Raw genomic sequence first — 4,891 nt, forward strand, 5'->3', positions numbered from 1 at the left:
GGAACCCGAGCCGGAACCCGAGCCGGAACCCGAGCCGGAACCCGAGCCGGAACCCCGTCCGGAACCGCCGGCCCAGGCCACGAGCCCGGCCGAGCCCGAGGAGACCGCGCTGGCCGGGCCGAGGGTGGCCGACGTGCCGGTGCCGGGACATCTGGAGGAGACCGAGGGTGAACCGTTCCAGGAGCCGGGTTTTGGCGCGGCCTACCTGAACAATCCGCCGCCCGAGTACCCGCGGATCTCGCAGCGGCGCAGGGAGCAGGGCACCGTGCTGCTCTGGGTGTCAGTGGCCGCCGACGGGCGCCCGGTGAACTGGCGGGTGGAACGCAGCAGCGGTCACGAGCGGCTGGACAGCGCAGCACTCGAAGCCGTCGAGGGATGGCGCTTCGAGCCGGCCCGACGGGGCAACCGGCCGGTTGCGGCCTCGGTGCTGGTGCCGATGGAGTTCCGGCTGCATTGATGATGCGAAACGAGCAATCGCCCGAGGGGGCATGACATGAACGACCTGAACATCCTGTACGTCTTCTACCACGGCGATCCGGTGCTGATCGGGGTCTTCCTCACCCTGCTGGTGCTGTCGATTGCGACCTGGGCGATCGCCGCGACCAAGGGTATCAGTCTGGTCGAGACCCGGCGGGCGAACCGGCGGTTTCTGCAGGGCTTCTGGAACGCCGGCAGCCCACGGGCGCTGAGGGAGGTCGTCTCCAGCGGACGCGGTCCGGTCGCTGAAATGGCCCGGGATGGCTGGCACGCGGCCGAGACCTACCCCGGTCGGCACGACCTGAGCCCCAAGGGCGAACAGCGCCTGGACGACCACATGATCCGGATGATCCGCCAGTCAATGGACCGCCAGCAGCTGCGCATGCAGGCGGGCCAGACGCTGCTCGCGTCGGTGGGCAGCCTCGCTCCATTCATCGGCCTGTTCGGCACCGTCTGGGGGATCCACAACGCACTGATCGAGCTGTCGATTCTGGAGAGCGTTTCGATGGATCTGGTGGCCGGTCCGTTGGGCGAAGCGCTCGTCGCCACCGCCGCGGGTCTCGCCGCAGCGATTCCCGCGGTCGCTTTCTACAACGTTTTCAACCGCTTCAACCGGCTGATGCAGCAGGATTTCGAGGCCTTCGCGCACGACCTGCACGCCTTCCTGATGCATTCCGACCACGCACCGGGTGCGGCGGGCCGACAGACCGATGCGAACCCGTTGCCGGCAAGCGATACCCGGCCCGCTGCGGAGGGGGCCTGACCATGTCGTTCGGGCGCCTGGGCGACAGCAATGAGCCGATGTCGGAAATGAACGTGATTCCGCTGGTCGACGTGATGCTGGTGCTGCTGGTGATCTTCATCGTCACCGCGCCGGTGATCACGCATTCGGTGCAACTCGAACTGCCGCGCGCCAGCAGCGCGCCCAGTGAGCAGACGGTCGACAGCGTCACGCTCGCGCTGGACGCCGCCGGGCAGCTGTACTGGGACAACGCCCCGATCGACGAGGCGGCTTTGTTCGCACGCCTGCGCGATGCGGTGGCGGCCAACCCGGAACTGGCGGTCTACCTGCGCGCCGACCGCGACACCCGCTACGAGGTCCTGGCGCGGGTGATGGCCGATTCCCGCCGGGCCGGCGTTGCACGGCTCGGCTTCGTTTCGCAACCGGAGACGAACTGATGGCAACCGACTCTGAGGACACTGGCCGGATACCCCGAGCCGGCAACGACGACCCACTGCAGGTCAGAAGCTCGGGCCGGCCGGTCCCGACCACGCGCAGCGACGTGCTGCTCGGTCCGGCCCGGCAGCTGCGTATCGAGCACGAGGGAGAGTGGTACGTGCTGCGCCAGACCAACCGGAACAAATTGATCCTGACCAAGTAGCCGGTCATGCCCGCGGGCAAGCGACCCAGAAGGAGGAAAGCGAGCCACGGAAGTACACGGAAACCCACGGAATGAACCGGAATAGGGTGATTCATGGGTCGCTTGACCCTTTTCCGTGGTTGTCCGTGTCCATCCGTGGCTAATCTTTCGCGTTAACCCATTCAGCCAGCCAGCAAGCCCCTTCAGGGGTCTTCAGCCAGCCAAACCGTTGAAGAAACCCGATGAATGAAGGAGGCATTTCGTGCAACAAACGAGCGATCGCTGTACCCGGCCGGTATCCGGCCGGTCTCTCTCCCTGCGGGTTCTGCCCCGGGCTGTCGCCGCCGTGCTGGGGGCCGCCGGCTTCGTCCCCGTTGCATCCGTAGCCGATGAGGTTCAACGCCTGGGCACGGTCGTGGTTACCGCTGCCGGCTTCGAGCAGGATATCGAACTGGCGCCGGCAAGCATCACGGTCATTACCCGCGAGGAACTTGAACGCAGGGAGGTCACCAGCCTTGCCGACGCCGTGCGCGGTATCGAAGGCGTCAACGTGCGTTCGCTGGACGCACGCAGCGGAAAGACCGGCAACCAGACCATCAGTCTGCGCGGCCTGCCGGAGGAGTACACGCTGGTGCTGATCGACGGAGTACGGCAGAACGTGCTCGCGACCGTGGCGCCAAACGCGTTCACCGACGCGTCGTCGGTGTTCTTCCCTCCTGTCGCCGCGATCGAGCGGATCGAGATCATCCGCGGGCCGATGTCGACGCTTTACGGATCGGACGCGATCGGCGGCGTGGTCAACGTGATCACGCGGCGCCCGGGTGAGACCTGGGCGGGGTCGGCGTCGGTGAACTCGACTTTCCAGACGGACTCGGATTTCGGAGGCCACACGACGGCTGAAGGGTATGTCGGCGGGCCACTCCGCGATGATCGATTTTCGGTGCAGGCCTATGGACGACTGTTCCAGCGTCAGGCCTCGAACATCGACATCCCCGGCACCGATCCGAGTCTCACCGACAACCGCACCATGGGCCAGAACCCGGTGAAGGCCGACCACTGGACGGCGGGTGGCCGCCTGCTGTTCGCGGCCGACGCGCGCAACGACTTCGAACTGCGTTTCGACAGTACCCGGCAATCGTATGACAACTCGATGGGGCAGCTCGGGCGCCTGTCTGGCACCGGCAATCAGCCGAACGATTTCTTGCGAGGGTATGCCAGGGAACTCGAGTTCGAGCGCGATCAGCTCCGGGTTGGCCACGTTGGCCGTTACGATTTCGGCACCTGGGAGACCACGCTGACGCAGGACCGGGTGGAGACCAAGGGCAGGACGGTGAACGCCGGGGCTGTTCCTGATGCCGATCGCTTTGGTACGCCCCGTCGCCTGGAGCTGGACACCACCATCCTCGACACCCGCGTGATCACGGGGATCGGTGATCACTTGATTACGGTCGGTGCCCAGATGCTCCGGCCCGAGCTGACCGACGGTATCCTGCCGGAGACACTGAAAGGCCGCCAGTACAGCGTCTTTGTGGAAGACGAATGGTTCATTACGGACGATTTTGCGCTCACTGGCGGCCTGCGCTATGACGACAGCAAGGACTTTTCCGGCCAAGTCACACCTCGCCTCTACGGGGTGTGGAGCGCCACCGACACCGTCACGCTGAAGGGTGGTGTCGGCACCGGGTTCCGGGTTCCGTTCCTCCAGCAGATCACCGATGGCGTGATCGGCTTCGGGGACGGCGGGTCGACGCCGCTGTTCGGAAACCCCGACCTGGAGCCGGAAGAGAGCACCAACGTGGAGTTTACGGTGGTCTACGACAACCGGAGCAATCTCGCGGCACAGGCGACGGTGTTCCGCAGTGAGCTCAAGGACAAGATCGAGCGCGGAACGGGCGCGAACCAGGGAATCGATCTGAACATCGGCCGTTCGGTGATTCAGGGGCTGGAACTGGCTACCCGCTACCGATTCGCTCCCGACTGGACCATGTCCGCCAATTACACCTACACGGACAGTGAGGTCACCCGGACCCAACTCGACACCGGGGACCCAGCCCAGAGCATCGCGAGCCGCAAGGGCGATCCCCTGGTCAGCGTTCCAGATCACATGTTGAACGCCCGCCTGGATTGGGAGGCGACTCCGAGAACCACAGCCTTTGTCGCTGCCGAGTACCGCAGCAGCGCCTTCCGGCCGAGGAACTTTCATGAGCCGCAAAACGGTGGGAATGCTCAGGCCCTGGCCGGACCGGGGGTCCGGGACAGCAACGCCGTACTCGGCGACTTCAGGGGTTACACCGTGTTCGATCTCGGCGCGACCTACCGGTTCAGTCCCAACGTGCGTGTGACGGGCGTGATCCAGAATCTGCTCGACAAGGATTTCAAGGATTACCGCTCGTATACCCGTTTCGACAATGAAGAGGAGGCGCTCAGCAACGTCTACAACAACATCATGGAACCGCGACGGCTGTTTGTGTCGCTGAACGTCGACTTCTGAGCGGGATTGGGGGCGAAGGACCGCCCTCTCTGGACGTCGCGCGTTCCTGCTGAGATCACCCGCCGAGGCGGTCCATTTCGAGTCTCAGAACCCTGGCCCGCCATCGTGCGGTTCACCCTCTTGACTCCATAAAAAGAAACAGTAATCATTCTCATTACTGTTTAGTAGCGTTACCGGCCCGAAGCAATGCGCCGTCGGGATCAAGAGTTCTGCGAGATCGCCCCGGGTTTTCGTTTCGACCGGTCATTCCGTCCGCCAGCCAGGCGAACCGATGGTTCGTGGTGTCCCAGCCAGCAGGAACGGTTTTCAGTTCAGCCATCAAGGGAGAGCGAGATGCCCTGCCATCAACACGCCATTGTCCACCGCAGTCCGTCGGCTCCACGGGCCGACACCACGAACCGGGAATCCCCGGCGCCCACGGCACCGGAGTCCCCATGCACGAGAGGGTGTCCGGGCTGCCGCCACCGATTGAACGTGCGAGGGGAGGGAACACGGTGATGGATATTCAACGCATGATTACCCAAGGTGCGAGTTGGCCCGTCGCGCTGGACCATCTGCCGGC

5 protein-coding genes are annotated in these 4,891 nt (G+C 64.7%); all 5 read left to right on the forward strand.

Going from position 1 to position 4,891, the window contains the following annotated elements; all coding sequences use genetic code 11:
• Positions 1-457: energy transducer TonB (locus tag EA346_RS03960; protein WP_296755938.1), on the forward strand; the 457-nt coding region annotated here is incomplete at its 5' end.
• A 36-nt stretch (positions 458-493) separates the two neighbouring features.
• A complete protein-coding gene (locus EA346_RS03965) occupies positions 494-1,240 on the forward strand; it encodes a MotA/TolQ/ExbB proton channel family protein (RefSeq protein ID WP_296755939.1) in 747 nt (248 codons plus the stop codon).
• A 2-nt stretch (positions 1,241-1,242) separates the two neighbouring features.
• Entirely contained in the window at positions 1,243-1,656 is a 414-nt protein-coding gene (locus tag EA346_RS03970) for a biopolymer transporter ExbD (protein ID WP_296755941.1), read from the forward strand.
• Positions 1,656-1,859: a hemin uptake protein HemP gene (locus EA346_RS03975; RefSeq protein WP_296755945.1), complete on the forward strand. Its 204-nt coding sequence runs from the start codon at positions 1,656-1,658 to the stop codon at positions 1,857-1,859. Before EA346_RS03970 ends, EA346_RS03975 begins: the two co-directional genes overlap by 1 nt.
• A gap of 325 nt (positions 1,860-2,184) precedes the next feature.
• Entirely contained in the window at positions 2,185-4,329 is a 2,145-nt protein-coding gene (locus EA346_RS03980; RefSeq protein WP_296755947.1) for a TonB-dependent receptor, read from the forward strand.
• Positions 4,330-4,891 lie beyond the last annotated feature (562 nt).

It is taken from the genome of Thioalkalivibrio sp., assembly GCF_007692535.1.
GTDB lineage: Bacteria > Pseudomonadota > Gammaproteobacteria > Ectothiorhodospirales > Ectothiorhodospiraceae > Thioalkalivibrio.

Coding starts and splice junctions, on each gene's coding strand:
- EA346_RS03965 (WP_296755939.1), top strand. CDS start 494: ATGAACGACCTGAACATCCTGTACGTCTTCTACCACGGCGATCCGGTG.
- EA346_RS03970 (WP_296755941.1), top strand. CDS start 1,243: ATGTCGTTCGGGCGCCTGGGCGACAGCAATGAGCCGATGTCGGAAATG.
- EA346_RS03975 (WP_296755945.1), top strand. CDS start 1,656: ATGGCAACCGACTCTGAGGACACTGGCCGGATACCCCGAGCCGGCAAC.